Annotated in this window: 20 protein-coding genes and 1 pseudogene; 11 read left to right on the plus strand and 10 right to left on the minus strand. The window is 48.8% G+C overall.

From position 1 onward, the window contains the following. Positions 1-59 precede the first annotated feature (59 nt). From ACES2C_RS09255 to ACES2C_RS09270, 4 genes are all read right to left on the minus strand, one after another. Positions 60-338 carry a hypothetical protein gene (locus tag ACES2C_RS09255; RefSeq protein ID WP_374166661.1) on the minus strand — a complete coding sequence of 93 codons (279 nt, stop codon included), beginning with the start codon at positions 336-338 and terminating at the stop codon, positions 60-62. 128 nt (positions 339-466) lie between these two features. Beyond that, entirely contained in the window at positions 467-1471 is a 1005-nt protein-coding gene (locus ACES2C_RS09260; RefSeq protein WP_374166662.1) for an NAD(P)H-dependent glycerol-3-phosphate dehydrogenase, read from the minus strand. Between the two features lie 76 nt (positions 1472-1547). After that, complete coding sequence (locus ACES2C_RS09265) at positions 1548-2903, minus strand: efflux RND transporter periplasmic adaptor subunit (RefSeq protein WP_374166663.1); 1356 nt, start codon at positions 2901-2903, stop codon at positions 1548-1550. Between the two features lie 18 nt (positions 2904-2921). After that, the gene (locus tag ACES2C_RS09270) at positions 2922-4292 is read right to left on the minus strand and encodes a TolC family protein (protein WP_374166664.1); all 1371 of its coding nucleotides are present in this window, start codon (positions 4290-4292) and stop codon (positions 2922-2924) included. Positions 4293-4345: 53 nt separating this feature from the next. On the opposite strand from ACES2C_RS09270, the gene ACES2C_RS09275 reads away from it, so the two are divergent. The 3 genes from ACES2C_RS09275 (at position 4346) to ACES2C_RS09285 (ending at position 7543) form a co-directional block, all read left to right on the plus strand. Then, positions 4346-4612, plus strand: coding sequence for a polysaccharide deacetylase family protein (locus tag ACES2C_RS09275; RefSeq protein WP_374166665.1), 267 nt, complete (start codon positions 4346-4348; stop codon positions 4610-4612). A 59-nt stretch (positions 4613-4671) separates the two neighbouring features. Further along, positions 4672-4962 (plus strand): hypothetical protein, encoded by a 291-nt coding sequence (locus ACES2C_RS09280; protein WP_374166666.1) that lies wholly within the window; start codon positions 4672-4674, stop codon positions 4960-4962. Positions 4963-5275: 313 nt separating this feature from the next. Next, positions 5276-7543 (plus strand): aconitate hydratase, encoded by a 2268-nt coding sequence (locus tag ACES2C_RS09285; protein ID WP_374166667.1) that lies wholly within the window; start codon positions 5276-5278, stop codon positions 7541-7543. A gap of 108 nt (positions 7544-7651) precedes the next feature. On the opposite strand, the gene sucD is transcribed toward ACES2C_RS09285, so the two are convergent. Together sucD and ACES2C_RS09295 are read right to left on the minus strand one after the other, a co-directional pair. Further along, positions 7652-8533, minus strand: coding sequence for a succinate--CoA ligase subunit alpha (gene sucD, locus ACES2C_RS09290; RefSeq protein WP_374166668.1), 882 nt, complete (start codon positions 8531-8533; stop codon positions 7652-7654). A 154-nt stretch (positions 8534-8687) separates the two neighbouring features. Beyond that, positions 8688-10457: an ABC transporter ATP-binding protein gene (locus ACES2C_RS09295; RefSeq protein ID WP_374166669.1), complete on the minus strand. Its 1770-nt coding sequence runs from the start codon at positions 10455-10457 to the stop codon at positions 8688-8690. Positions 10458-10624: 167 nt separating this feature from the next. On the opposite strand from ACES2C_RS09295, the gene ACES2C_RS09300 reads away from it, so the two are divergent. The 4 genes from ACES2C_RS09300 (at position 10625) to can (ending at position 14771) form a co-directional block, all read left to right on the plus strand. Continuing rightward, a complete protein-coding gene (locus ACES2C_RS09300) occupies positions 10625-11824 on the plus strand; it encodes a porin (protein ID WP_374166670.1) in 1200 nt (399 codons plus the stop codon). Positions 11825-11921: 97 nt separating this feature from the next. Further along, entirely contained in the window at positions 11922-12248 is a 327-nt protein-coding gene (locus tag ACES2C_RS09305; protein WP_374166671.1) for a hypothetical protein, read from the plus strand. 116 nt (positions 12249-12364) lie between these two features. Further along, complete coding sequence (locus ACES2C_RS09310) at positions 12365-14035, plus strand: SulP family inorganic anion transporter (protein WP_374166672.1); 1671 nt, start codon at positions 12365-12367, stop codon at positions 14033-14035. A gap of 31 nt (positions 14036-14066) precedes the next feature. Then, positions 14067-14771: a carbonate dehydratase gene (gene can, locus ACES2C_RS09315; protein ID WP_374166673.1), complete on the plus strand. Its 705-nt coding sequence runs from the start codon at positions 14067-14069 to the stop codon at positions 14769-14771. A gap of 57 nt (positions 14772-14828) precedes the next feature. On the opposite strand, the gene gcvP is transcribed toward can, so the two are convergent. The 3 genes from gcvP to ahcY form a co-directional block, all read right to left on the minus strand. Then, a complete protein-coding gene (gcvP, locus tag ACES2C_RS09320; protein WP_374166674.1) occupies positions 14829-17705 on the minus strand; it encodes an aminomethyl-transferring glycine dehydrogenase in 2877 nt (958 codons plus the stop codon). 156 nt (positions 17706-17861) lie between these two features. Then, positions 17862-18584 (minus strand): pyridoxine 5'-phosphate synthase, encoded by a 723-nt coding sequence (locus ACES2C_RS09325; protein WP_374166675.1) that lies wholly within the window; start codon positions 18582-18584, stop codon positions 17862-17864. Positions 18585-18761: 177 nt separating this feature from the next. Beyond that, positions 18762-20078, minus strand: a complete 1317-nt coding sequence (gene ahcY / locus ACES2C_RS09330; protein WP_374166676.1) for an adenosylhomocysteinase — start codon at positions 20076-20078, stop codon at positions 18762-18764. Between the two features lie 201 nt (positions 20079-20279). Here ahcY and ACES2C_RS09335 point away from each other — a divergent pair, with 201 nt between their 5' ends. Beyond that, on the plus strand, positions 20280-20690 hold the full coding sequence (locus tag ACES2C_RS09335) for a BrxA/BrxB family bacilliredoxin (protein ID WP_374166677.1): 411 nt from the start codon (positions 20280-20282) through the stop codon (positions 20688-20690). A gap of 233 nt (positions 20691-20923) precedes the next feature. Here ACES2C_RS09335 and ACES2C_RS09340 read toward each other — a convergent pair. After that, positions 20924-22374: pseudogene (locus ACES2C_RS09340) on the minus strand (IS1182 family transposase). A gap of 285 nt (positions 22375-22659) precedes the next feature. Here ACES2C_RS09340 and ACES2C_RS09345 point away from each other — a divergent pair. The 3 genes from ACES2C_RS09345 (at position 22660) to ACES2C_RS09355 (ending at position 26145) form a co-directional block, all read left to right on the plus strand. Then, the gene (locus tag ACES2C_RS09345; RefSeq protein ID WP_374166678.1) at positions 22660-23043 is read left to right on the plus strand and encodes a hypothetical protein; all 384 of its coding nucleotides are present in this window, start codon (positions 22660-22662) and stop codon (positions 23041-23043) included. Positions 23044-23249: 206 nt separating this feature from the next. Further along, positions 23250-25691, plus strand: a complete 2442-nt coding sequence (locus ACES2C_RS09350; RefSeq protein WP_374166679.1) for a cation-translocating P-type ATPase — start codon at positions 23250-23252, stop codon at positions 25689-25691. 10 nt (positions 25692-25701) lie between these two features. Beyond that, entirely contained in the window at positions 25702-26145 is a 444-nt protein-coding gene (locus ACES2C_RS09355) for a heme-binding domain-containing protein (RefSeq protein WP_374166680.1), read from the plus strand.

Raw genomic sequence — 26145 nt, forward strand, 5'->3', positions numbered from 1 at the left:
GTTCAGGCCGCTTTCCTCTCTATAAGCACTCGCAGCTTGTGGTGTTCTTGATCTCTCTTTTAGTCGTTTTCAAGATATACGCGGCGGCCCATCTCGTCTTCGTAGAACTGCCGGTCGTACATGTCGAGATAAACAGCCTCTCCGTTCGGACCTTTTACATTGTGCAATAAGCGGTCCTTGATCTGGTTGCCATATTCCATCAGGCGGCTTCCCATGTCTCTTGCTGAGTCCATAAGTCCGTCTGCTAACCTGGTACCATCTTTTCTTCTGTACATAAGAGCAACAATTGCTGCAGCTGCTGCTCCGGCAGTGACGCCCCAAACTACCGTCTTTTTCATTTTGCTTGTTTTTTAGGTAATGAAGTTATTGGGGCGCATACTCAGCTGCCAAAGGCGGCATGGCCGGCGCCCATTAAAATCCACGTGATGTTTGGTATAGAACAAAGAAAGTGCAGGGATGTTTTTGCTTAGGACAGCTGATCTGCAAGAAGTCTCATTTCAATGTGAGGCGAATGCTTTTCATATAAGATGGCATACACCGCCCGGCATATGGGCATGTTTACTTTATAGACTTTATTAATCTGATGAAGCGAGTTGGAGGCATAGTACCCCTCGGCAATCATATTCATTTCAAGCTGGGCCGACTTTACCGTGTATCCTTTGCCTATCATGTTTCCGAACAAGCGGTTGCGGCTAAACTGAGAGTAGGCAGTCACCAGGAGGTCGCCGAGGTAGGCGGATTCCTTGATGTCGCGACTGATGGGGTGTACGGCGTCTACAAAGCGCAGGATCTCGCGGATTGCGTTGGAGATCAGGACTGACTGGAAATTGTCGCCGTAGCCTATGCCGTTGCAGATGCCGCTGGCCACTGCGTAAATATTCTTGAGCACGGCGGCATATTCGGTGCCATAGATATCATCGGAGACATTGGTCTTGATATAGCGGGTATTAACCAGGTTGGCAAAGCGGGTAGCAAGATCAGTGTCGGCCGAGGCAATAGTAAGATAAGAAAGCTTTTCGAGGGCGACTTCTTCGGCGTGACAGGGGCCGCTTAACACCAGAATATCCTCGATGGGGATGTTGAAGTTCTTATTCATGAACTCACCGATGATCATATTGTCATCGGGAACGAAACCTTTAATGGCCGAGATGATCTTTTTTCCTCTGAATAAAGCCGGATCGACCTGGCTTAACACCTCTTTGAGGAAGGCCGCCGGCACGTTAAGAAGTACCATCTCCGACTTTCTTAAGATCGCCTCAAGGTCGTTGCTGATGTTCTCTCCCGGAACTTTTATTTCTACGGAGCTGAGGTAGTTCGGATTGTGCTGATATTGCTTAAGATGCTCAATAGCAGCAGTGTTTCTCATCCACCAGAATATCTCCTTGTCCTGGCGGTTGTCGGCCAGCATCTTAATGTTTGCTGTTGCCCAGCTACCTCCTCCAATAACGGCTATTTTTGCTGTTTGCTCCATAAAAAAATGTCCCGGTATGTTTACCGGGACAAGTTTACTAAATATTTTTATTGAAAGCCTATTTGTTCTTTAAGGGCTATTTCTTGTCTCCCTCAAATAATTTGTCTTTGCTTACCTTTTCCACCAAGGCGCCATCCTTCAGGGTTTTGGATATGGCGGTAAAGGGGCCGGATACCACTTCTTCGCTGCCTTTCAGTCCCGACAATACCTGGATGTAGGTGTCGTTCTGGATGCCGGTAGTGACGAATACCTGCTTAACTGTGCCGTTGAGCTGGTATACAAACACGCACTCTTTGACGGCTTGCTTCTCAGGCTTTTTGTCTTTGCTGCCCTGCTCATTCTTGTTCTGATCGGGGTCGGGCGCTTCCTTTACTTCGTCACGCGTCGTCACTGATTGTATGGGCACCGTCAGTCCCGTCGCCTTTTCTGTCTGAATGTCGACAGTAGCTGAGAGGCCTGGCCTGAAAGGAGATTCGTTCTTGTCGTTCTTCCTTAACAAGGCCGCATATGACTCTGGCAGGATCCGCACTTTTACGGTGAAGTTTGTCACCTGATCGGCGCTCGTACCTACTACATTGGCTGAGCTCGCAATTTCTGTCACTGTCCCTTTGAATTTCTTTCCCTGGAAGGCGTCTACCTCAATTTCTGCCTCGTCGCCAAGAGACACCCGGTTGATGTCATTTTCGTTGACGTCGACGTTGACCTCCATGGTGTTGAGGTTAGAGATCCGCATAATTTCGGTCCCCGCCATCTGTGCAGTCCCTACAACACGTTCCCCCAGTTCCACGGAAAGCTTGGATATGACTCCGTCGACTGGCGCATAGATCGTAGTCCGCGCGAGGTTGTCTGATGCTTCCTTAACCACTGCCTGTGATTGCTGCACGCCGTATCTGGAGCCGACAATGTTCTGCCTTAAAGCTTCCAGATTCGCTTTCGCGCTCATGTACTGTGCCTGAGCGGCATCGTATTCTGCTGCAGAAAGCACCTTCTTCTTATAAAGCTCTGCATTTCTGCGGTAGCTGGCTTCCGTATTTTTAAAGTTTGCTTCTGCCTGCTTCAACTGCTGCTGAGCTGAGGCCAGGGCCGCTTTTTGCGTGTTCAGCGAGGCTACGGCCCGGTTGTAACCCGATTCCAGAATGTCGGGACGGATCTTACACAGCAGCTGACCTTTCTTTACTACGTCGCCTTCTTTCACTCCAAGTTCAACAATTTCTCCCGAAACTTCAGAGCTCAGTTTTACTTCTACTTCAGGCTGTACTTTTCCGCTTGCAGACACCGTCTCAATAATCGTTCTCTTCTGCGCTTTTTCGGTTGCAATCTGTGTCTTATTGCCCCCTCCGAACCAGCCCATTTTATTGCCGGCGATGGCGATTATTAGCAACAGGACTCCCCCAATGAGGAGGTATCTTAACGTATTCTTCTTTTTTGCCATTTTATGTGTAGTGCTTGCTTAAAAGGTTAAAGGGTTTCCCAGATAAAAGTCGATCACCTTGTTCCGGAAGATCAGGTTGTACCGCGCCTGGATCAGGTTGAATTGTTTTTGGTTCAGATCGGTCTGGGCCTGATTGAAGTCGAGCGAGTTGACCAGTCCTACTCCGTATCGCTGCTGAATTGCATTAAAGGCATCCCTTGCAGATTCGTAGGCGCTGTTAGCTGAGTTATAGCTGCTTTCTGCAGCTCTGAGGTCGGTCACTGCCTGATAGATGATCTTATTAAAGTTGTTTTTTGCCAGCTGTTCTGAAACGAGGGCGTTCTGATAGTTGATCTTGGCTTTTCGCACGTTAATTCGCGACGAGAAGTTGTTAAAGATCGGAATGGACAGGTTCAGTCCGATTGCCTGCCGGAAGTTATTGCTCAGCTGCTTGCTGAATGGGTCGCGTACCAGTTCCCGGTCGGCATTGAGATATTCGCGGGAAGAGTAGCTGGATCCAAGGCTCGCTCCAAATGAAAGGCGTGGGAACAGGTCACCCCTGGCTACGCTGATCGCTTTATAGGCGGCCAGACTGCGATACCGAGCTACTGTAATGTCGGGGTACGTCTCCGCAGCTTTAGCGTATATTTCAGATGCGGCGTACTTATTCTGTATCTCGCCGAGCTGATCAATCACTGGCTTCACCACTTCAAATTTGTTGCCGGGGTCCCTCTCCATCAGCTGGGCGAGGTTCAGATAGGATATGTCCAGCTGATTCTGCGCGTTGGTTACGTTCTGCTGAGCGGTTGCTGCCTGCGCCTTGGCCTGCGACAGATCGGCGAGCGTTTTGGCGCCTACATCAAACTGCTTCTGCTCGCGGTCTAGCTGCAGCTCTGCAATGTCCAGCTGCTGCCGCGAGGCGGTGAGCAGGTCCTGGTTGTTCAGAATCTGAAGGTAGGTAGTCACCACCGTGAGAGCCAGATCGTTTTGGATCTTCTGCGTATAGCTTTTGTCGGCCTCGAGCTGATACTTATACTGAGAAATCTGATTCCACAAACGGAAACCCTGGAAAATTGGCACGTTGCTGCTCGCTGAGCCTGTAGCATTCAGGAATTGCTGGTTTACAACTTCGTACGTAACCGGGTCAGGGTTTCGGCCAAAGTTTTCATCGAGGTTCGCTGATGCATTCAAGGTGGGGTAAAAGAAGAGTTTGCTCTGCTTCAGGTTCTCTCCTGACAAGGCTTCGCTCAACTTCGACTGCTTAATTTGCAGGTTGTTCTGTAAGGTCAGGTCTACAGCTTGCTGTAGGGTTATCTTTTCCTGAGCGCCAGCCTGGAACGCCGTTAGTGTCAGCAAAAAAATGGCGGCTTTCACGGCTGATTGCATTCCGGAAGTCTTGGTAACGATCATTCTCCTAAAGTAATTATTTTGTACTATTGTAACTTAATTTTTTGACCAGTTCTATGTACCTCATTAAAACTCCGTTTTGGCTAAGGCTTATTTATCCAGCTCTTACCTGGAGGCGTAGGAATGAGGATAAGACCATATACATTACATTTGACGACGGTCCTATCCCCGATGTTACACCCTTTGTTTTGAATTCTTTGGCCGGCTACGATGCGAAGGCTACTTTCTTTTGTATTGGCGATAATGTAAGGAAACATCCCGAGATATATAAACAGGTGGTAGAGGGGGGCACGCGATTGGGAACCATACCTTTAACCACCTGAGGGGCTGGGACACTCCGGTTGAGGATTACGTCGATAACGCCCTTAAGTGCAATGAGTACGTGCATTCAACACTTTTCCGCCCTCCCCACGGACGGATCAGGTATTCACAGATCCGCGCTTTGAAGGCGGCGATACCCGATGTGGAGATCGTGATGTGGGATGTGCTAAGCGGAGATTTCGATAAAAATTTGAGTCCCGAGAAATGCCTCAGGAACGTTCTTTCTGCAACCGAGGCCGGTTCTATTGTAGTTTTTCACGATAGTCTGAAAGCCTTTGACAGGATGAGTTATGCTCTTCCCCGTGCTCTGCAATACTGGCGCGAAAAGCGCTTTAAGTTCGGGGTACTGTAAGAACTGCTCAAAGATTTTCCTGCAGATGCCGTGCCGAATGGGACCGGTAAGAGCTTTCTTAAGATTGCAATAAAGATGGCGTGGCACTTTAAAAAGGTCGGGGCCTCCTTTTACTGACGTATGACCGCGTTGTTGCGGGCAATTTCTGTTTTTTCGCGTCTTTCGCAGTTTTTTGCACCTTCTTTAGAATTACTCCAAATAAAGATTGCCGAAAGTGACTTCGGTCACTTTTTAGTATTTTTTGTATTTTCGCATGAACTATAACTCTTTGAAGGAGTTAGAACATTGTAACATATTATAAAAATCAAAAGTAATGGCGTTTGATATAGAAATGATACAAAAGGTTTACAGCAACCTTGCGAGCCGCGTAGAAGCTGCCAGAAAGGTAGTTGGTAAACCCTTGACACTTACTGAAAAAATACTGTATTCGCACTTATGGGAAGGAGTTCCTGCCGAGGCTTACAAAAGAGGCTCTTCCTACGTGGACTTTGCGCCCGACCGGGTTGCCATGCAGGATGCCACTGCACAGATGGCTCTTTTGCAATTTATGCAGGCGGGTCGCCCGCAAGTAGCTGTTCCATCTACGGTACACTGTGATCACCTGATACAGGCTAAAACCGGAGCGGCGCAGGATCTGGAGACGGCTAATACTACCAATAAAGAAGTATACGATTTCCTTTCCTCTGTTTGTAATAAGTACGGACTGGGGTTCTGGAAGCCCGGTGCCGGGATCATTCACCAGGTAGTGCTGGAGAACTATGCGTTCCCCGGAGGGATGATGATCGGAACCGACTCTCACACTCCTAATGCAGGAGGACTGGGAATGGTTGCGATCGGCGTAGGCGGGGCGGATGCCTGTGATGTAATGGCAGGATTTGCCTGGGAACTCAAATTTCCCAAGCTGATCGGAATTAAACTCACCGGCAAGATGTCGGGATGGACGGCGCCGAAAGATGTGATCCTGAAAGTTGCAGGAGTGCTTACAGTGAAGGGCGGCACAGGATGTATCGTTGAGTATTTTGGAGAAGGAGCGGAATCTATTTCTGCTACAGGAAAGGCAACGATATGCAACATGGGCGCAGAGATTGGCGCTACTACCTCTATTTTTGGATACGATAAGAACGCTGAAGCTTACCTTCGCGGAACGGCCAGAGCTGACATTGCTGACCTGGCCAATCAGGTGCGTGAGCATTTGACAGGCGACCAGGAGGTGTATGCTAACCCTGAGCAATATTTTGACCAGGTGATTGAAATCAACCTGTCTGAGCTCGAACCCCACGTGAACGGGCCATTTACCCCGGACCTTGCATGGCCTATTTCAAAGTTTGCCCAGGCTGTGAGGGAGCACAACTGGCCGGCAAAGCTTGAGGTTGGCCTGATCGGCTCTTGTACCAACTCATCTTATGAAGATATTACGCGTGCAGCCTCTGTGGCCCAGCAGGCTGTAGATAAGGGACTGGTAGCTAAATCTGAGTACACCGTAACGCCCGGATCTGAATTGGTCCGTTATACCGTAGAACGGGACGGCTATCTGGAGACTTTCCACAAGATCGGGGGAGTTGTGCTGGCTAATGCCTGCGGCCCCTGTATCGGACAGTGGGCGCGCCATACTGACGACCCAACCAGGAAGAACTCTATTATTACATCCTTTAACAGGAACTTTGCGAAGCGTAACGATGGCAATCCGAATACGCATTCCTTTGTTGCTTCGCCTGAAATAGTAACGGCGCTGTCTATAGCCGGAGATCTTACCTTTAATCCGCTCACCGATACCCTCACCAACGAAAGGGGCGAACAGGTGAAGCTTGATGAACCCAGTGGTTTGGAAATGCCGGAGAAAGGATATGCCGTTGAGGATGCCGGTTATCAGGCTCCTGCAGAAGACGGAAGCGGTGTTCAGGTGTTGGTAGATCCTAATTCGAGCCGCCTTCAGTTACTTGAACCATTCCCTGCCTGGGAAGGAACCGATCTGCATGGTCTTCGTCTGCTGATCAAGGCAAAGGGCAAGTGCACAACTGACCATATTTCGATGGCTGGCCCCTGGCTGAAGTTCCGCGGTCACCTCGATAATATTTCGAACAACATGCTGATCGGTGCGGTCAATTATTATAACGACAGTACGGACAACGTGAAAAATCAGCTGACTGGTGAGTACGGGCCCGTACCGGCTACCCAGCGTGCCTATAAAGCATCAGGGGTTGGAACCGTTGTTGTGGGTGACGAGAATTATGGTGAAGGTTCTTCACGCGAGCATGCTGCCATGGAGCCGCGCCATTTAGGTGTACGGGTCATCCTTGTGAAGTCTTTTGCCCGTATCCACGAAACCAACCTGAAGAAACAGGGTATGCTTGCTATTACGTTTGCAGATCCTGCCGATTATAACAAGATCCAGGAGGATGACGTGATCGATGTAAAGGGACTGGCCTCTTTTGCGCCCGGCAAGCAGCTGAGTGTGGTGCTGCACCATGCCGACGGTTCGGAAGATTCTTTCGCGGTGAATCATACCTACAATGAGCAGCAGATTGAATGGTTCAAAGCCGGTGCTGCCCTGAATATCATCAGGATGAAGCAACAGGCATAGTGATCCATCAAGAATAGAAAGCAAGAAAAAGGGCCTTCTGCGAATTGCGGAAGGCCCTTTTTCTTGCACGCTCTGTTGCGTCTGATTTAATCCCTTATGCCGGCGCGTTTACTTGCTCACTGCAGCCAGTTCTTCAGCCATTGCTGCACCGATTTCTGCTGGCGACTCCACTACTCGGATGCCGCATTCGCGCATGATCCTCATTTTAGCTGCAGCGGTGTCATCCGCACCTCCAACAATTGCGCCCGCGTGCCCCATTCTGCGGCCGGCAGGAGCAGTCTGTCCCGCAATGAAGCCCACTACAGGCTTAGTGCCATTTTCTTTGATCCAGCGGGCGGCTTCGGCTTCCATTCCTCCACCGATTTCTCCGATCATAACAATGCCTTCTGTTTCCGGATCGTTCATTAAAAGTTTAACGGCCTCTACGGTTGGAGTCCCGATGATCGGGTCGCCGCCAATGCCGATCGCTGTGGTGATGCCAAGCCCGGCCTTTACTACCTGGTCGACCGCTTCATAAGTGAGGGTTCCTGACTTTGACACGATACCCACAGGCCCTTTTTTGAAGATGAAGCCCGGCATGATGCCAATCTTTGCCTCGTCAGCCGTGATAATTCCCGGGCAGTTAGGCCCGATCAGACGGCAGTCCTTGTCTTTGATGTATTCCTTCACCAGGATCATGTCCTTTGTCGGGATACCTTCCGTAATACAAACGATCACGCTTATACCAGCTTCAGCCGCTTCCATAATGGCGTCTGCAGCAAAGGCAGGAGGCACGAAAATGATCGACACGTCAGCTCCCGTTTGGTCTACTGCTTCCTTTACGGTGTTGAAAACCGGTCTGTCAAGGTGAGTCTGACCTCCTTTTCCGGGAGTAACGCCGCCAACAACCTGAGTTCCGTACTCGATCATCTGGGTGGCATGGTAGGTGCCTTCATTTCCCGTGAAGCCCTGAACAATAACTTTCGAATTTTTATTTACTAATACACTCATTGAACGGAATTTAAGATATGCAAAACTATAAGAATAGGCCTAAAAGCCAAACGTTTTATGGTCCTGCGACTGTTTTTTTACGCAGGCAGACTGGTTTTTTTATTGGAGGCAAAGAACGGAAAACTGTCTTTAATTCCTGGTCGCTACCCTTTGCTTAAGAGGTTTTTTCAATTCCCGCCGAGTTAAACTGAAGGTCGAATAAACGCTTGTAATAACCATTTAACTGGAGCAATTGTTGATGCGATCCCATTTCTTTTATTTCTCCCTTGTCGAGCACGATAATTTTATCGGCATTCTGGATGGTCGAGAGGCGATGCGCAATCACGATGGAGGTCCTGCCCTTCATGAGCTTTTGAAGTGTTTGCTGAATGAGAAGCTCTGTTTCTGTATCGACAGAGGACGTCGCCTCATCAAGGACGAGGATCCTCGGGTTATAGACCATGGCCCTGATAAATGAGATGAGCTGGGCCTGGCCAGCTGAAAGCGTCGCTCCTCTTTCCCTTACATCGTAGTCGTATCCACCCGGCAGGCGGTTAATAAATTCCTCTGCTCCGGCTTCGCGAGCAGCTTTTATCAGTTGCTCTCTGCTGATCTCAGGGTTGTTAAGGGTGATATTGCTGGCAATTGAGTCGGAGAACAAAAAAACGTCCTGAATAACCGTTGCAATCTGCGATCGCAGGTACTTCAGATCGTACTCCCTGATATCGCGACCGTCTACCTTTAGACTTCCTTTGCCGATACCGTAAAAGCGGTTGAGGATGTTGATGATGGAAGACTTGCCGGCACCTGTAGCTCCAACCAGTGCCAGTGTCTCACCGGGTTGTACTTCAAAGGAGATGTCTTTAAGAACCCATTGCTCGTCATTATATGCGAACCAGACATGTTCGAAAGCAATAGAGCCGTCGATGCGTTCACCCGCATAAGTGCCGCTTTGGTCTTCTTCGTCGCGGGTATCGAGCACTGTAAATATACGGTCGGCTCCGACCATGCCCATTTGCAGGGTGTTGAACTTGTCTGCCAGTTCGCGTATCGGGCGGAACATCATGTTGATATACATAATGAAGGCGACAATGACGCCCGGCGAAGTATGATGTTCGAGGATTGATTTCGATCCGTACCACACAAGCAGTCCGATGGAGAGCGCCGAAATGATTTCGACCACCGGAAAGAAGATGGAGTAGTACCAGTTGGAGCGAATATGGGCGTCGCGGTGTAGGGCGTTGATCTGCTTAAACTTATGCATCTCCTGGTTTTCGCGTGCAAAGTACTGGGTGATGCTCATCCCCGTGATATGCTCCTGCAGAAAGGTATTGAGATGCCCTACCTGTGTTCTCACTTCCTGGAACGCCGATTTGATCGCCTCCTTAAATATATAAGTGGCCAGCATCAGAAGGGGCATCGGAATAAGCACAACGAGTGTGAGCTTCCAGTCGGTCATCAGCATAAACACCAGCATGGTGATCAGCTGGAGGATATCGCCTACGATGACGATGAGCCCTTCTGAGAAGATATCTGCAATCGTCTCCAGGTCTGACACCGTCCGCGTAATGAGCTGTCCCAGGGGCGTTTTATCAAAGAAGCGGAGTTTGAGTGTGGTGATGTGATTAAAGACATGGACGCGCAGATCGCGTATTGTTGATTGTCCAAGCGTGTTGGTCAGAAAAGTGTGGTAATACTGAACAACCGTCTGCAGGGCTAAAAGCACCAGCATGAGCACTGACATGTTAATCAGGCCGCCCTTGTCATTGTTCAGGATATACTTGTCAAGCGTATACTCTACCAGAAGCGGACGCAAAGGAGCAATGCCCGCCAGGAGAATGGTAAGAACCACCGACCATATAAAAATCCTCTTATAAGGTTTGATGTACTTGAAAACTCTCTTAAGCAGATTGATATCGTATGCTTTACCCGTAACTTTTGCCATCCTTTAGTCCTGCGGATTGAGGGAGCAAAAGTATAAATATTTTATTAGTCGGCTGTCAGCTGGAGGTAAGGAGAGGAGGTAAGAAAGTGACTGTTAATCGTTAACATTAAAGACATACTATCTTAATTTGTTTTATTTTTGCGCCTTTTGATTTAGGTTATAAAGGTATGCGAAATTTATCCCCGGTTCTGTTTCTGTTCGTTGCGATGATTGCGGCTCACGCTGTCTTTGGACAGGGCGAAGTTGATGAACGGTCGATGATCTTCAGAATGAAAGGGTTGGAAGTAAAGACAAAAGACTCCTCGTTTTACGTCAACTTCAGATTTCGCATGCAGAACAGAATGGGTTTTAATACGCAGGGAGGCGAGGATTTTGGCATCCGGGAGTGGGACGCACGCGTCAGAAGGCTTCGTCTCAGAGCCGATGGTTACGTGTTAAACCCTAAGATCGGGTATAGTATCCAGCTTTCTTTTTCCAGGGGAGACATGGATGTAGACAACACGGGAATAGCGAACATTGTCCGTGATGCCGTTGTGTTTTACCATTTTACTGACAAGTTCTATGTAGCCTTCGGACAAAATAAGCTTCCGGGAAACCGGCAAAGGGTCAACTCCTCCGGCCAGCTGCAGTTCGCTGACAGATCAATAGTGAATAATGCGTTTACGGTAGACCGCGATTTCGGACTAAAAGCGTATTATAACAATGAGCTTGCCGGCATCCCGTACCGGTTAAAAACGGCAATAACGACTGGCGAGGGCCGGAGTGTGAATACGACCGACAACGGTCTTGCATATACGGGCCGGGTAGAAATCCTGCCGTTGGGCGAATTTGAAAACGAAGGCGACTATTCCGAAGGAGATCTTGAACGTGAGGACCGTCCTAAACTATCCATCGGCGGAGGGTATAGCTACAATGTGAAGACAAACCGCACGGGAGGCCAGCTGGGAAAAGAGCTGTATGCCCAGCGCGACATGGGCACGGCTATCTTTGATTTGATCTTTAAGTATAACGGCTGGGCTTATGAGTCGGAGTTCCTGAAGCGGAATGCAGACGATCCGCTTACGACGAGCAAAAGCGGGGACGTGAGATATATATACAATGGCTGGGGAAATAATCACCAGTTGTCGTATTTGTTCAGAAGCAATGTTGAGCCGGCTCTAAGATACTCTATTATTCAGCCTGAGGGGCAAACAGCACTATATGAGAGACGAAAAGAAGTGCTAGAAGCGGGTGTAAGCCGCTACTTCAGAAACCATCGGATTAAGGCGCAGCTCAGCGTCAGTTATAATACGCAGGATGGCGACTGGCACATAAAGCAGGATGCCAATTACTGGGGCGCATTATTTCAGGTGGAGCTGGGAATTTAAAAAATACCAGCCTCCTTTATAACAATTTTGTAAAAAAAGCGTTTAAACTTCTGTTTGGTGCACTTTGTGCATACTTTTGTTTGGTAAGGTCACACGTATGAGGAAGATCATTGCAAAGAAAATTATCAGCATCCTTTTTCTCTCCATCTTCGTCAGCAAGATGTGCGTGGCTGTTGCGCCCCTAATTATTGCTCATCTCGATTCCAAGACGGTGAACGCTGTCATTATGCAACTGGAGATTGAACAGTCAAAGGCGGTTGACAGCAAAGATTTTTCAGCAAAGGAAATGATTGCTTTCAATGTAAGCGGGATTAGCCTCTCTGCCCCGGCCGCATTGTTAAAATCTCAGCACGTCAGTGCTGACCACGATAAGCATGTACAGGCATTTTACCCCTCGGTGCCCACACCGCCTCCTAATTGTTAGCCATATTTTTCTAATCTGTTCCTAACAGAGTTTTAATCAGGGCAGCTCTCCTAGGCTTGCTCATTTTATCTGATGTTCACGCATCTCATTTTACATATACTTATATCTGAAAATATATGGCAGCTAATCAATTGTCTGCGTCTGCAAGTATTAAACAATATTTCTCGCCTAAAAATCTTAAGAAAGATTTTCCGGCCAGTATCGTCGTCTTTCTCGTGGCTTTGCCCCTCTGTCTGGGTATTGCACTAGCATCAGGAGCACCATTATTTTCCGGGCTTCTCACCGGAATTATAGGTGGTATTGTTACCGCCTCTTTCAGTGGTTCTCAGCTCAGTGTGAGCGGGCCGGCTGCCGGTCTTACCGTTATCGTTCTGGGTGCTATTACTAAACTGGGCGCTTACGAAACCTTCCTGCTGGCCGTGCTTCTGGCCGGTGCCTTGCAGGTTATTCTAGGTTTTGTAAAAGCCGGGACGATAGCCAATTATTTTCCTTCATCTGTGATTGAAGGGATGCTGGCTGCAATAGGTATCATTCTGATCCTGAAGCAAATCCCCCACGCTGTGGGTTATGACGCAGAATTCGAAGGTAGTGAGGCGTTCAGGAATGATAGTGGCAATACCTTTTCAGTCATTACAAACGCCTTGTCGGCCATCAGCTATGGCGCAGTGATCATTGCTCTGCTCTCGCTGGCTGTGCTGATCTACTGGCCGAAAGTGAAGAAGCTGGCCGGGGTGCCGGCCGCGCTTGTAGTAGTGGTCATCGGCATCATTCTCAACAAGGTTTTCCAGGGAACGCCTTTTGAGATCAAGGCGGAGCACCTGGTAAACGTTCCTGTGGTAGGTTCTTTTAGCGAGTTTACGAACCTTTTTACGGCTCCCGACTTCTCGCAGATTACGAATGCAGAGGTTTGGACGGTAGCTGCTACGATTGCTATTGTTGCCAGTCTTGAGTCGTTATTGAGCCTGGAAGCGGTAGACAAGATCGACCCCTTGAAGCGTGTATCTCCAACAAACCGGGAGCTGGTAGCGCAAGGGATAGGTAATATGAGCAGTGGTCTCCTGGGGGGCTTGCCTATGACTGCGGTCATTGTGCGCTCGTCTGCAAATGTAAATGCAGGAGGAAAGACCAAGGTCAGCGCCATATTGCATGGCACCTGGCTGCTGCTGTCGCTTTTATTAATTCCTGGCCTGATCAATAGCATCCCGCTGTCGTGCCTTGCCGCTATTCTCCTTGTTACCGGATATAAGCTGGCAAAGATCGCCTTGTTTAAGAAGATGTATAAGGAAGGCTGGGCTCAGTTTATTCCCTTTGTAGTAACGGTTCTGGCTGTAGTGTTCACTGACCTTTTGAAAGGGGTAGCGATCGGAATGGTTGTCGGCATTTTCTACATTCTTCGCAATAACCTCCGTAATCCGTACTTCTACACCATCGGAAGAAATGGTGATAAGAAGGTGATCACCATTAAGCTGTCGGAGGAGGTATCTTTCCTCAATAAAGCGGCTATTTCGTATACGCTGAATCATCTTCCTAAAGAGTCTGACGTTGTGATCGACGGTACCAACTCGCGTTACATCGACCCTGACGTACTGGAAATTATTCATAACTTCAAGCATAACGCTTACTCAAAGGGTATTATCGTGCAACTTAAGAACATCAGGCACAAGTATGATATCCCTCAGCTCAAAGACCTGATCTACACCCCTGAGAAAGATAAGGAACGGGTAGATAGCAGCACGATAGAGCAGCATACTAATCATTCAGAAACCCGTTCAGTAGTAAATCAATAAGTTTAACCATTCATAAGACAATAAAAGATATATGGCAAAAGACAATAATATAGCCGACGCACAGATTAAAGAAATCAAGGAGTCTCAGAGAACAACGTATGAGCAGCTAATCGAAGGGAACCGGCTCTTCGTGGAAGAAGAGCTGAAGAATGACCCCGATTACTTTAAGAAGCTTTCTTCCGGACAGAGTCCAAAAGTGCTGTGGATCGGTTGTTCCGATAGTCGCGTGCCTGCTAACCAGGTCACGGGCACCAAGCCAGGCGAAGTGTTCGTGCACCGCAACATTGCTAACGTCTGCGTGCATTCAGACATGAACATGCTGAGCGTGCTCGACTACTCGGTAAACGTTCTAAAGGTAAAGCATGTGATCGTAGCCGGACACTATGGCTGTGGTGGTGTTGCTGCTGCAATGACCAGGCAGCAGTTTGGATTGATTGACAACTGGCTGCGCCACATCAAAGACGTGTACCGCCTCCATTCTCACGAGCTCGACCTGATCACAGATCCGCAGGTACGGGCAGACAGACTGGTGGAGCTGAATGTAATTGAGCAGGTATATAACCTGTGCAAGACCACTATTATTCAGAATGCATGGAAAGAGCGCTCTGATCTGGAAGTACATGGCTGGGTGGTCGATATCCGCTCAGGCTTCGTGAAGGACCTGAAGGTTAGCTGCAGCAATACAGACAACCTTGGAAAGGTCTTTGCTCTCGATGCAGTAGCGGCAGCGCACTAATCAGAGAATTAATATCAAAAAAAGGCAGCCATCGGCTGCCTTTTTTTGATATTGCTTTTATGCTTCTGCATATTCCTCAATCGGAGGGCAAGAGCAAATGAGGGTGCGGTCTCCATGCGTGTCGTTTACGCGGCCGACAGCAGGCCAGAACTTATGCTCGGTCACATATGGCAGCGGAAATGCTGCTTGTTGTTTACTGTAAGGTCTGTTCCAGTTGTCATCCGTTACTGCGAATACGGTGTGCGGGGCATTCTTTAACGGATTTTGAACCTTATCTGCTGATCCGTTTTCAACCGACTCTATCTCTGCCCTGATGGAAATCAGTGCGTCGCAGAATCTGTCCAGCTCGTGCTTTGGTTCTGATTCTGTAGGCTCAACCATTAAAGTTCCGGCCACCGGAAAAGATACAGTAGGAGCGTGAAATCCATAATCCATCAGCCGCTTTGCAATGTCGGTGACCTCAATTCCAAAATTCTTGAATGCGCGGCAATCGAGGATCATTTCATGCGCGCATCGTCCCTGACTGCCTGAGTAAAGTACCGGGTAATGTTGTTCCAGACGCGATTTGATATAGTTCGCGTTCAGAATGGCGTACCGGGTGGCATTCCTCAGTCCTTCTGCTCCCATCATCGCAATATAGGCATGGGAGATCAGCAGGATGGAGGCAGAGCCCCATGGCGCTGCGGAAACAGCAGGAATAGATTTTTCTCTCTGTATATCTACCACGGCATGACCAGGCAGGTAAGGGACGAGGTGTTTGGCTACCCCAATGGGGCCCATTCCAGGTCCTCCTCCGCCGTGCGGAATGCAGAAGGTTTTGTGCAGGTTCAGATGGCAAACGTCGGCGCCGATAGTAGCAGGACTTGTAAGTCCTACCTGCGCGTTCATGTTCGCTCCATCCATATAAACCTGTCCGCCGTTTTCATGGATGATTGCGCAGATGTCCATGATGGCTTCTTCAAATACCCCGTGCGTAGAGGGATAAGTGACCATCAGGCAGGAAAGGTTGTCTTTATGCTCTTCCGCTCTTGCTTTAAGGTCAGCTACATCAATATTGCCGTTCGTATCGCACTTGACAACGACGATCTTCATGCCTGCCATTGCTGCCGAGGCAGGATTGGTTCCGTGGGCAGAAGAAGGGATGAGGGCAACATTGCGATGGCTTTCGCCACGGTCGGCGTGGTAAGCGCGGATAACCATCAATCCTGTGTACTCGCCCTGAGCACCTGCATTTGGCTGGAAGCTCATGGCTGCAAAGCCAGTGATCTCGCTTAGCCATTTGTTTAGCTCATCGATGATCTGCATGTAGCCTCCCACCTGGTCGGTAGGTGCAAACGGATGGATCTTGCTGAACTCCGGCCAGGTCACTGGTATCATCTCCGTTGTTGCGTTCAGCTTCATGGTACACGAGCCGAGCGGAATCATGGAGTGGCAAAGGGAGAGGTCCTTTGTTTCCAGCGATTTGATATAGCGGAGCATTTCATGCTCTGAATGATGACTGTTAAAGACCGGGTGAGTAAGGAATTCTGACTTCCTTTCCAGCGAAGCCGGGATTGGGGAGCTTAAATCTCTTCTCAGGGCCTCAAAGTCGACGTCGTGAATCGTTTTTCCCTTTACTTTGGCAAAGAAGCGTACGATGGTTTTAACGTCGTCTACGGAACTCGTCTCATCAAGAGATATCGATACGACTGAACCCTTATAGTGCAGGTTCATTTCGTTGTTCAGAGCCTCAGCATGGAGAGGACCACAAAGCTCGCCGGCGTCGAAACGAATGGTGTCAAAGTACGAGCTGTTTAGCTGCTGGTAACCGAGCGTCTGAAGGGCGTCGGAAAGCAGTACGCTCAGACTGTGGATGCGGGTGGCTATTGCCTTTAGTCCGCGCGGTCCGTGATAAGCAGCGTACATCCCAGCCATGATAGCAAGTAAGGCTTGTGCTGTACATATATTCGATGTCGCCTTGTCGCGACGGATATGCTGTTCACGGGTTTGAAGGGCCATCCGGAGTGCATAGTTGCCAGCAGAGTCGATGGTAACACCGATAATCCTGCCCGGCATGGAACGCTTGTACTCTTCCTTCGTGGCGAAGAAGGCTGCGTGGGGGCCACCGAAGCCCATTGGAATGCCCAGACGCTGCGTGGAGCCAACCACAATGTCTGCTCCCCATTCGCCCGGAGGCGTCAGGAGCGACAAGCTTAATATGTCGGCTACAACTGTGAGCTTGATCCCTTTAGCATGGGCTTTATCAGCAAAGTCTGAGTAATCGTAAACCTCTCCGTTTCCGGCAGGATACTGAACGATCGCTCCGAACATGGACTCCGTCAGTTCTGCAGTTTCGTGGTTCCCGATCTGCAATTCAATGCCGAAAGGAGCTGACCTGGTTCTTAGCAGGTCAATCGTTTGAGGGAAGATGTTCTCAGACACGAAGAAGACGTTCGCCGACTTGTTGGCGCGGAGGCTAAACTGCATGAACATAGCCTCAGCGGCAGCTGTTCCCTCGTCAAGAAGCGAAGCATTTGCTATCTCCATTCCTGTCAGATCGATGATCATGGTCTGGAAATTCAGGAGAGCCTGCAAGCGGCCTTGCGAAATTTCCGCCTGATAGGGCGTATATTGAGTGTACCAGCCGGGATTCTCAAAAATGTTCCGTAAAATAACCGGAGGGGTAACGGTGTCGTAGTATCCCTGCCCTATGAAAGACCTGAAAACCTTATTCCTGGAAGCAGTTTGTTTTAGTCCGTTAAGATAGTCAAACTCGCTCTTTGGCGCCGGAAGGTTAAGAGGCTGACGCAGCCTTATCTGGGCAGGTACCGTCTGGTCGACCAGCTCGTCAAGAGAAGAGACGCCAATGGTAGCCAGCATTTCGGAAGTTTCAGAACCGTCAGGGGAAATATGGCGTGATTCAAATTTTTCTTTGAAATCGATATTTAAGTCCATGAAATTGAAATATAAAGAGATACCACAAAGTTACGGCTTTAGGCAGGAAGTAACAAGAAAGCTTAAAGCTTAAAGCGGAAAGCGGAAAGCTGATAGCTGATAGCCGATTGCTAAAAGCTAACAGCTAACAGCCAACAGCTATCAGCCAACCGCCACCTAGCTCGTGGCCAGTTGACGCAGGTACATCTGAATGGTGTTCTCCAGGCCGAGGTACAGGGCATCGCATATGAGGGCGTGGCCAATGCTCACTTCCAGGAGACCCGGAATGTGCTGAGCGAAATATTTCAGGTTGTGAAGGTCGAGATCATGGCCGGCGTTTAAGCCAAGCTGAGCGTGTCCCGCTACTTTAGCTGCTTCAACGTAGGGAGCAATAGCGCGTTCACGGTTGTGCAGGTATTCCTTAGCATAGCCTTCGGTATAGAGCTCAACGCGGTCTGTGCCGGTAGTGGCCGCTGCTTCCACCATCCGGGGCTCAGGATCAACAAAGATGGAGACCCGGATGCCCGACTCCTTGAAGACGGCAATAATGTCTTTTAGGTATTGCTGATGTTTAACAGTGTCCCAGCCATGGTTTGACGTGATCTGCCCCATAGCATCAGGGACAAGAGTAACCTGGGCAGGTTTGTTTGCAAGAACAAGATCGACGAACTTTTGCTCCTGGCAGTTTCCCTCAATGTTAAATTCCGTCGCAATGACGCTTTTAATGTCATAGACGTCCTGATAACGAATGTGTCTTTCATCAGGACGGGGGTGTACCGTTATTCCCTGAGCTCCGAAACGCTCGCAGTCGAGGGCGGTCTTTATAAGGTCGGGATTGTTGCCGCCTCTGGAGTTTCTCAGAGTGGCAATCTTGTTAATATTAACAGAAAGTTTGGTCACGGTGTTAATGTGTTGTGCGTTGCGGGTACGTGTTGCGCGCTGCGCGCTGCTGTTATGTATTGAGGATTGAGTGTTGTTTGTTGCGGGTTATGTGTTGCAATGGGTTGCAACTTAGAACCGATCACTCACACCTCAAACTCTCATCCTGCAACCCATAACCCGCAACTCACAACTCAATTAATATCTGTACTGGTCGGCCTTATAGGGGCCTTCCGGCGTCACGCCGATGTATTCTGCCTGATGAGGGTCGAGTACGTCGAGTTCCACCCCAATTTTGGCAAGATGCAGACGGGCCACTTTTTCATCCAGATGTTTAGGAAGCGTATATACCTTGTTTTCGTATTTGCCAGGGTTGGTCCACAATTCAATCTGAGCAAGTGTCTGATTGGTAAACGAGTTCGACATTACGAAAGAAGGGTGTCCGGTAGCGCATCCGAGATTGACCAGACGGCCTTCTGCAAGAACGATGACGTCCTTGCCGTCGATATTATATTTATCAACCTGTGGTTTGATCTCCACTTTGGTGTTGCCGTAGTTTTGGTTCAGCCAGGCCATGTCGATTTCGTTGTCAAAGTGACCGATGTTACATACTATCGCCTTATCCTTCATCAATTTAAAGTGCTCGGCACGAACGATGTCGCAGTTTCCGGTACAGGTTACCACAATATCCGCTTCCTTTACAGCATTGATCATCTTCTTAACTTCGTAACCTTCCATGGCAGCCTGCAGCGCACAGATCGGATCAATTTCAGTTACGATCACACGTACACCTGCACTGCGGAGCGATTCGGCAGAGCCTTTGCCCACGTCGCCATAACCGCACACGACAGCTACTTTACCGGCCATCATCACGTCAGTTGCGCGACGGATTGCATCAACAAGTGATTCACGGCAGCCATATTTATTGTCGAACTTCGATTTGGTAACAGAGTCGTTTACGTTGATTGCAGGAAGGTGGAGGGTTCCGTTCTTCATCCGGTCATACAAGCGGTGTACTCCGGTTGTCGTTTCCTCAGATAATCCTTTGATGCCAGCGATGAGCTCAGGATACTTGTCGAAAACCATGTTAGTAAGGTCTCCGCCGTCGTCCAGGATCATGTTTAAAGGCTGACGTTCTTCTCCAAAGTACAGGGTTTGCTCAATACACCAGTCGAACTCTTCCGCAGTCATGCCTTTCCAGGCATAAACAGAGATCCCTGCAGCAGCGATTGCGGCAGCAGCGTGATCCTGCGTGGAGAAAATATTACAGGACGACCAGGTCACTTCAGCTCCCAGTTCTACAAGGGTTTCGATCAGGACCGCAGTCTGGATCGTCATATGCAGGCAGCCCGCGATACGCGCCCCTTTTAAAGGCTTTGAAGGACCGTACTCAGCACGAAGCGACATTAATCCAGGCATTTCTGCTTCCGCCAGCTCAATTTCTTTCCGTCCCCATTCTGCCAGGGAAATGTCCTTCACTTTGTAAGGAATGTAAGTTGTCTCTACTGATGACATAGTTTTTGGTTTAAAAATTTATGCAAAAGTACCGCATCGAGCCGTGAATATCAAACAATTATAAGGGCGGTCGTGAAGATGACAATCGATTGATTTACAAGGAAAGTGGCAGAGAGCACCTTCAAATATTTACACCAGTGTGTTTTAAGTTCCATCTCATCCTCTTACTTTTGCAAGTATTAGCTTTGAAAATTAAGAGATATGTATCCGGAATATTTAGTAGCCCCTATGAGGGAAGAACTGACAAAGGTTGGATTCCAGGAGTTAAAGACTCCCCAAGAAGTTGATGACGTACTTAAGAGTGAAGGGACTGTATTTGTAGTAGTGAACTCGGTATGCGGTTGTGCTGCAGCCAATGCACGCCCGGCTGCTAAGATGGCGGTCCAGGGAGAAAAGCACCCTGATAAGCTGGTGACAGTTTTTGCAGGAATGGAAAAGGACGCTGTAGATAAAGCAAGAAGCTATATGCTGCCTTATCCTCCGTCTTCTCCATCTATGGCTCTTTTCAAGGATGGAAAGCTTGTTCACATGATTGAGCGTCACCAGATCGAGGGCCGTCCCGCTCAGATGATTGCTGATAACCTCAGCAGTGCATTTGAGGTTTATTGCTAAAACGGCTGCCTGTGCGCACCCATTGTTAAGTTAAAGTATAAGAAGGCCGTGGTCGTCACAGAGGGCACTGAAAAAGCAGCTCAATAATGCTGTATTAAAAAAGCGATCAAGAGAAAGGCAACTTTTACTTGGTCGCTTTTCTTTTTGTCCACTATTTGGTTGGGTGGTTTTTTATAGCCGATACAGGCGTATACAGAACAGATTGGGCAATCGGGCGTGATTTTTCCGGGAACTTAGTTGATCAGTTTGATGATCCTTTTCAGATTTACAGTAAAGATGGCCAGTGCGCCCTGCATCTGCATATTTTCGATGCCATAGGCTATCGCCCGGCCATAGCCATGAACGTTTTTTAGTTCACTGTTCTTGGCTTCGACCTTATACCGGTGTTTGATCTTCTGCTTATACTCGTCTGTTTCCTGAAATGCCATCTGCTGCAGGTGCGTGTCTGATTTTATACTAACCGAGTAGGTTTTGAACTTTGCTCCGGGCCTATAGCAATTCTCTCTCAATGGGCAAACCTTACACTTTTCAACATCAAAGTAATAGGTGTCCACCTGGTTTTCTCCAATATTTTTTTCCCGCAACGTGCCTTTCGGAAGGCCAGATGTCCCGCCGGGCAGACGAACATATCAGCGTCCTTATTGTAATCGAACTTATCTTCTTCTTTTCTGACCCCCTGGGTGATGGCAGGGTTCAGTTTGGCCACCGTTTTGATGCCTTGTCCATTCATTAAGGCAAGGTTATCTTTCCCTGAATAAGCTGAATCGCCGATGACCGTTTCTACTTTAATGCCATTTTGCTGACTGATCTCCAACAGTTTGGGGAGTTGGGGGCCATCGCCCTTTTCCCCTGAAGTAACTACAGCAGCAGTGATGATGCGCTCCTCTGTCATCGCCAAATGGGTCTTGTAACCAAAGAATGAACTATCAGCTGATTTATGGCCTGTTTTGGCATCCCTGTCTTTGGATAATGTATAGTGTTCCTGCGTATCTGCCACCGTCTCTTTCAACAGATTCAACTTCTCTTTTACCGACGGTATCTGGCTTAGCGTCTTGTCAGCTTCGATACACTTTTCCAATGCACTGCAATAGGCCAGTTCTTTATCCAATTCCTCTGTGCTGTTCTTTTCAGGCATTATTGCTTTCATGTCTTCATCTATCGCGTATACCGCTTTGCGCAGTAGCTTTGAACGCTCCCGTAGTACTTCCAAGGCTGAATAAGGGTTTGACCTCGACAGGGAATGGGTAGCATCAACAATGATAGACTTTGACCGGATGATCCCTTTTTCAATAGCTATTGTTACTGTTTTATTAATGAGCAGGTTTAACAGATCATTATCCTTTAACCGCAGCTTCCTGAACTTTGTTAATGAACTGGGGTCGATAACTCCTTCCTCAGGCGACATATCAAGGAAATATTTGAAGGACATATCATACTGCGAACGCTCAACAACATCCACATCCGAAACCGTATAGATCGTTTTCAACAACAGGTATTTGAACATTCGCACAGGGCTTTCAGCCTTCCTGCCGTTGGTCATGCAATATTTGCTGACCAGTTCTTCATAGATAAATGTAAAATCTATCAGGTCGTTGATCTTACGCAGAAGATTGTCTTTGGGAACGATCAGGTCATATAGCCCTGAAAACGCGCTGAACTGTATCTGTTGTTGTTGGGCAAGCATCTTAGTGTCTTTCTTTCGACACTTTAAGATACAAAAAAGGAGCAGAAAACCCTCGTCTTCTACTCCTTTTGTCCCTTAGAACTTTTTCAGTGCCCTCGTCGTCACACGGCCTCTCTTTTTTAGCTTTGCTATTGCTCCTGTACCTCCCTTTCACCTTCCACTGCGCAGATCTCCCTTTTTGGAAGTTCCTTCGCCTAATGCGCCTGTTTATCTCTTTATCTGGATTACTTCAATATTGCACTCTTTTAGAGCGGCTAAGGTGCCTAATGTCTAAATTTGACGAACATGAGGAAGCAAATTGCCATATTGCTAATCTTGATCTATGCATTCGGCGCCACTGATGTGCACCAGCTGTTCAAGCTTCCTCTTCTTGTGGTGCACTACGAGAAGCACCATCGGGACAATCCCTCCATTACAGTCGGTCAGTTTCTGAAGATCCACTATCTCGATCCCCAGCCCTTTGACAAGGATTACCAGGAAGATATGAAGCTTCCATTCAAGGCGTCCCGGGACTACTGCGCCGCAGCAATGACTGTGATGCCACCCGTCCCTGTTTCAGTTTGTTTGGTCGGCTCCCCTAAGGTTGAAGTGGTCTATGTTGCTTATGAGGAGCATATCCCTTCTGAAGCGGCTGGCCGTTCTGTGTTTCAGCCACCCAGGCTGATCTGATCCTGTAGCATATTTCTGGTTCTTCTAACGCCCTTTAAAGGGCATTCTTTTCGCTGCGCAGGTCTTGCCGACTGGCAGCATATTTCTAATTAAAAATTCATGACAGAGCATACAACATTTGCAGTGAAGGGACTGACCGAAGCCGAAGTGAGGGCCTCTAGGCTGGCGCATGGCAGCAATGAACTTCTTAATGCCCAGCAGGGGGAATGCGGGCGTTTTTGTCCGGTCTTCTGAAGGAGCCGATGCTCCTTCTTCTTATAGCCGTTTCCGTTCTTTACTTTATTGCAGGCGAGACGGGCGAGGGTATTTTCATGCTGAGTGCCATTCTGATCGTTTCTGGGATCTCTCTTTATCAGGACCGCAGAAACCAAAAGGCACTGGACGAGTTGCGGAAGTTAACTGAGGCATGCAGTAAGGTGATACGCGACGGCCGCGTGCTTGAAATTCCCACTCACGAGATTGTAGTGGGCGACGTGATGCTGGTGGAGGAAGGCAACATCATTAACGCCGACGGAGAAATTATCAATAGCAATGACTTTTCCGTGGACGAGTCGCCCCTCACAGGTGAGAGTGCCTCTGTTTTCAAGTCAGATTTGACCGATGACAGGATGGTTTATAGCGGTACCCTCGTGACCTCCGGGCTCGCGGTTTGCCGGGTCCTTAAAATTGGAGGCAAGACAAGGAGCGGAGAATTGGGGGGAGCGCTGGCAAATATGGAAGACTCGGAGTCGCCCCTGAGCATACAGATCAGGAACTTCGTGAGATTAATGGCGACAGCGGGGATAGCGGTTTTTGTCCTGGTATGTGCGGTTAACTTTTTAACGGGACGCGGCTTTGTTGACAGTCTTCTGAAGGGCCTCACGCTTGCTATGTCTGTTCTGCCGGAAGAGATTCCGGTTGCTTTCACCACTTTTATGGCCCTTGGTTCCTGGCGATTGCTCAAGTCGGGTATCATCGTGAAAAGGATCAGTACTGTTGAGGCCCTTGGCAGTGCAACCGTCATTTGTACTGATAAAACAGGCACCATTACTGAGAACAGGATGCAGCTGGAGGCTGTATTCGCGGCCGCCAACAATAGAGCCTATTTCTCCAGAGATAGTTGGGATAGCTGGACTGGCAGTGTCGTGGAGGCTGGCATGTGGGCGAGTGAGCCTGTTCCGTTTGATGCCATGGAGAAGACCTTGCATGAGATCTACGGGCAGATTAGCGGAGTAGACAGAAGGAGCGAGTTTTCTATGGTGCATGAGTATCCGCTGATGGGCATACCTCCAATGATGACGCATATTTTTGAGGACAGCAAGGGGCGAAGGATTATAGCAGCAAAGGGTGCGCCTGAGGCGGTCCTCGCAGCTTGCCGGCTGGAAGGGGCGTATGAGAGAAAGATAGAGGATCAGGTTGCAGAGCTGTCTTCTAAAGGGTACCGGGTGCTGGCGGTGGCGTCGTCTGAGTTCGCTGGCAGCGTTTTTCCTGCTGATCAGACCGATCTTCCTTTTGTATTCCGGGGTCTGCTGGCCTTTTATGATCCGCCAAAGCCCAACATCCGCCAGGTGTTTGAAAAGTTCCGTCAGGCAGGAATTGCAGTAAAGATGCTGACAGGCGACAGTACGGCAACCGCAAGTGCTGTGGCGCGGCAGGCAGGCATGGCAAATGCGGATCGTGCTGTTGAAGGATCCGACTTTATAAAAGCAGGAAGGCAGGAACGTAACCGACAGCTCAGTGAGTCGGCCATCTTCGCGCGCATGTATCCGGAGGCCAAGCTCGAGGTCATCAATCTGCTGAAGGAAGAAGGGCATGTGGTGGCAATGACGGGCGACGGAGTAAATGACGCAGCTGCTTTAAAAGCAGCCCACATAGGAATAGCCATGGGCCAGAGAGGGACAGAAATAGCAAAAAGTGCTGCTGCTCTGGTCCTGTCTGATGATGACCTGTCGCGTATGCTCGATGCTGTCGCCATGGGCCGCAAGATCTACACGAACCTGAAAAAGGCTGTTCAGTATATCATCTCGATTCATATTCCAATAATCGCTGCAGTGGCGCTACCCTTGTTCCTGGGCTGGATCTATCCCAATATCCTGACGCCTGTCCACGTAATCTTTCTGGAGCTGATTATGGGACCTACCTGTTCAATCGTTTATGAGAATGAGCCAATGGAACGGAACGCGATGCTGCGACCTCCGCGAAAACTTACCAGCACATTCCTTTCCGGAGCTGAAATGTGGATGAGCGTAATTCAGGGGCTTGCCATCACAAGCGGTGTCTTAATCGTATATCAATATTCACTTCGGGCGGCAGCGGACGAAAGCTATACACGTACCATGGTCTTTGCTACTCTTATTTTATCCAATATTTTCCTCTCGCAGGTGAACCGATCTTTTTACTACTCTCTGTTCAGCACCATGCGCCACCGCAATAAACTGATGTCGGCGGTTACAGGACTAACCTTGCTGCTTCTTGCTGTAATACTTTATGTTCCGGCTGTTGCGGCATTCTTCAGAGTAGTTCCGCTATCGGTAAAATCGCTGCTTGTCTCAGCCGGAGTTTCGTTGGCATCCGTCCTTTGGTTTGAGCTGTGGAAATGGCATGAACGACAGGTGCACGAAAGGGTAGAGGACCACGGAGGAAATGAAGTTGATCACACGTTTCATTAAATAGAAAGTTATGAAAAAGTTTTTAGTCGTTATCGGATTGCTGATCCTGATGGCTCAGCTTATCCGTCCCGCAAGGAACCAGGGAGTAAGCGGAGGGCCAAAATCATTCGAAAAATGCGTCGCGGTCCCCGGGCCTGTACTTTCCGTGTTGAAACGCGCCTGCTATGATTGTCATAGTAACCGTACCGCTTATCCCTGGTATGCCAATGTGCAGCCTGTTGGCTGGTGGCTCGATCATCATGTGAAGGAAGGGAAGGAAGAGCTTAACTTTGACGAGTTTGCGGCTTATGATCCTGACAAGTCACGGCATAAACTTCAGGAAAGCGCAGACGTAATTAAGGAGGGGGAGATGCCTCTTTCAAGTTATCTGCTTATTCATAAGGGGGCAAAGCTGAGTGATGCAGATACCGCAACCGTCTTAGCATGGATGAGGCAATACTCGCCCGAGAGGTAA

The sequence above is a fragment of the Arcticibacter sp. MXS-1 genome (assembly GCF_041902385.1).
In the GTDB taxonomy this organism is placed as follows: Bacteria; Bacteroidota; Bacteroidia; order Sphingobacteriales; family Sphingobacteriaceae; genus Arcticibacter.